The sequence below is a fragment of the Pseudoflavonifractor sp. 60 genome (assembly GCF_009911645.1).
Classification (GTDB): Bacteria; Bacillota; Clostridia; order Oscillospirales; family Oscillospiraceae; genus Lawsonibacter.
Genome location: NZ_QWKI01000310.1, coordinates 1 through 3,411 on the forward strand (window position 1 = coordinate 1; position 3,411 = coordinate 3,411).

A 3,411-nucleotide genomic window follows, 5' to 3' on the forward strand; every position below is an offset into this window, starting at 1 on the left:
TTCTTCTTGCCCAAGATATAATGGGCATACACTCTCCGGGCCTGGATGGGCGGGAGCTGGTCAAGAGCGGCGTAGAGGACAGAACGGTTTTCCTCGTCCAGAATGATTTCCTCCGGAGTCAGGGGCGGGAACATCACATCCGGCTCAAAGCCGGGGTCAGCGTCCAGGGAGCACTCGTTATGCTCCCGCTTGCGGCGCTTGTAGCTGTCACACTGACGGCCCCCGGCAGAGAGCACAACGGCGATCTCGTCGGAGACTTCCAGGGTGATATTTTCGGTCATGTGGGGATAGTAGCGGTTCAATTTGATGGTTGTCATATGTAACCTCCATTTCGATGTTGGCGGAAAGGGACAGATCGAAATGGAGGGGCGGGGAACGGCAGCGGGCCTCTGGACACGGTGTCCAGAAGCACCGCCTGGATAGAAAAACGCCCGCATAGCGCAAGGCTACACGGACGTACCGGGGCGACAGAATATTACATTTTTCGCAGTTACGGCCAGGGCTTCCCTTTAGAGAGGGTGGGCTTTTTTTGACAGCAAACTATAAGAAAAGGACATGACGATACCTCCCGGATACCGCCGTGTCCTTAAAAATGGGCGACTTTAACACACCCTCCGTTTTCCATTTTTTCAAAAGAAAGCGGCGGCTTTGAAATTTGTTATTTCAAAACCGCCGCAAGGCTCTTATTTTCTGTTTAGGGCGCACCAGTTTTCAGCCGCCAAAACAACGGTTTTTTTATTATGCCGTGTTTGCTCGGTTGAAAGCTCAGGTCAATCTTCCCAAAACACCTTGCCCTCGTCAATCAGGTCGAGGATTTTTGCCCATTCTTCCGGGGTATGTTTACGCTCGTCATCGTGGCTGACTGAAAGCAAAGTAGTATTTGCTACATTGGCGGGGGCGTTCAAATCTTCGGGTTCCTCTCCAAGTTCATAATTGAGCGCACCATCCATGTCCATATACTTTTCAGGAATTACGGTTTCATTTTTATCCTGATTTCCAGTTACGCCGGGCGGTACAGCATTGATATTATCACGCACCAATGCTGCGTCATCATAGGCCGGATTTGTCAGCTCAGAGGGAATATTGCTCGTATTGTCAGTAGCCGTAGCAATAGCGGAGGTTGCAAAGGCAGTAGTTACACCGACAACCAAGGCCAGGGCCAGAGCGAGCGAGAAAATTGATGCCTTTTTGAATTTCATAATTGCTGTTATCCTTTCTTCTATCGCATTTTTGTTGAAATTGTTGCACAGTGGAGCAAAGCCGCTTTTTGTTTCTTCCATGCTGATCAGCGCCCGCGCATAAGCCGCCTTTGTTGTTTCCCCGAAAAGGCGGACAACCGCCTCATCGCAGGATAGCTCAATATCCCGGTTAGCAAGAATATACATCACCCAAACCAAGGGGTTGAACCAATGCACACACAGCGCCGCAATCAACACCAATTTTGTGATGCTGTCAAAACGCCGGATATGCACATACTCATGCGCCAAAACATATTGCAACGCCTTTGTGTTTTCCCAATCAGTGGATATGGGCATTAAAATCACGGGACGGAATACGCCGTAAGTCAGCGGAGCAGAAAACCGGCTGGACTGTCGAATAGAAATCGGACGTTTCAGTTGGTGGGCGTTCAGCCAGTTTTTGATGAAGTCGTTTTTCACTGGCAGGGAAGTTTGAAATTCCTGTCGGCACTTCCAATACGCTATTGCAAAAACCATAGCGCAGATCAGTGTACCAGCGGCCCAAACAGCTCCCCAAATAGAAACGGTACTTGTGGTATTGCCAATATCACCGGGCATAGTAGCCATTTGCCCTATCGTATCAATCGGCAATACCTTGTCAATCTGTGGGACTTTTGTTGCGGCAATCCCGGAAGTTTGACTGCCTATCAGCGAATATACGCTGAACGTGGAGGGGAGTGAGAACGGGAGCAACAGCCGCGCAACCGCTATCCCCCAAAGTGCCAGGAAAGTCTTTTTGGGCAGTAAGCTGATCGCCAGGGCGCGTATGATGGTGATTGCCAAAATCATCACGGCCCCCGCAAAGCTCATTTGCAATAGGCTCATTTGCACCACCTCATTCCAAATCCCCAACAATCTGTTTCAGCTTTTCAATTTGCTCGGCACTCAGTTTTTTTCGCCCCAGCAAAGCCGCGAACAGCTTGTCGGCAGAGCCGTCATATACCCTGTCGATCAGCTCGTTTGTTTCCGCCTCCTGTACTTCCGCCTGCGGTACAAGCGCATGACATATGAAACCGGGTTCGGAGCGTTCAATAGCCCCCTTTTTAATGCAACGCTTAATCAGGGTATAGGTGGTATTTACATTCCAGCCCAATTCCTCGGTCAGCAGTTTGGCGATATGTTTCGCGGGAACGTCGCCATCGCGCCAAAGGACGGACATCACTTTCAGTTCAGAAGCAAACAGCTTAATGTCCATTTGGTAACACCTCCTTTTTAAGACTGTGGTAGTGGCCACGCTCATATACTACCACAGTCTTAATCTCTTGTCAATACTACTTTGGTCTTAAAAATAAAATTTGGATAAACCTTGTGAATGGTTATCACACGCTAAAAGCACTACTCCATTTTTGCACCGTTTCCGGAGGACGCGCTAAACGGCAAGCAGGGCGAGTGTCAACACACTCACCATTTTCGCCTTGCGAAAATGCTTGTTGAGGTTGCACCCCAAACCCGCCGGAGGCCTCTGGACACCGTGTCCAGAGGCCTCCCTGTCTGCGGCCCGTCGCTTTGCTCCTGGGCCTTACGCGCTTACAGCGCAACCACCTCCGAAAGCCTCTCCAGCAGTTCGGAAAGCGGCCCCCATAAGTCCGCATAATCTTTTTGCAGGGCCTTGATTTCATCCGGGTAAACCCCGCCGTTGATATTCTCTCGGACCGCGATTTGATTGAGGTTATTCGCACACCGCCTTTGCAGAGAAACAATGTCTTTGACGGGAGCGAGGTCAACGTGGAGCACATAGCCGTTGAGGGCCATTTTCCGCACATAGGCTGAAAGGTTGCGGATACCCACATCCGCCATGCGCTCCTGGATTTTTGCCCGTTCATCTGGAGACAGCCAAACATGGAGCAGCGTGTTCCGAACACGTTTCTTTCCCACAACCACAGTTGACGGACTTTGGAGGCTGCAAAACGTTGATTTTTTACCGTTCATAGATACCTCCCATAAATTCAAATTGTTGACAGTATCCCGATAAATCGGGCCTGGGGAATGATACTATACCAGCCCCTATGAAACCAAGGCCGGAAACCCTTGCGGGGCAAGGCGTTGAAATTGCCAATTGTCCACATATCAGCCGTGGAAAGATAGCGATTTGAGAAGAAGCGGTTCGACCCTATCCCCCCGCCCTTTCCCTATCCAGGGAAAGGGGGCGGCTCTGGAGGATATATCCCCCGTC

At 50.4% G+C, this 3,411-nt stretch carries 4 protein-coding genes; all 4 read right to left on the reverse strand.

The annotated features are described in order from the left end of the window. Window positions 1-317 (reverse strand): sigma-70 family RNA polymerase sigma factor (locus D1646_RS22055; RefSeq protein ID WP_160638481.1); only part of this gene is annotated, 317 nt, incomplete at its 3' end. A gap of 453 nt (window positions 318-770) precedes the next feature. After that, on the reverse strand, window positions 771-2,063 hold the full coding sequence (locus D1646_RS22060; protein WP_160638482.1) for a M56 family metallopeptidase: 1,293 nt from the start codon (window positions 2,061-2,063) through the stop codon (window positions 771-773). A 10-nt stretch (window positions 2,064-2,073) separates the two neighbouring features. Next, window positions 2,074-2,433 (reverse strand): BlaI/MecI/CopY family transcriptional regulator, encoded by a 360-nt coding sequence (locus D1646_RS22065; protein WP_016324176.1) that lies wholly within the window; start codon window positions 2,431-2,433, stop codon window positions 2,074-2,076. Between the two features lie 332 nt (window positions 2,434-2,765). Beyond that, window positions 2,766-3,167, reverse strand: coding sequence for a plasmid mobilization relaxosome protein MobC (locus tag D1646_RS22070; RefSeq protein ID WP_160208270.1), 402 nt, complete (start codon window positions 3,165-3,167; stop codon window positions 2,766-2,768). Window positions 3,168-3,411: the final 244 nt, after the last annotated feature.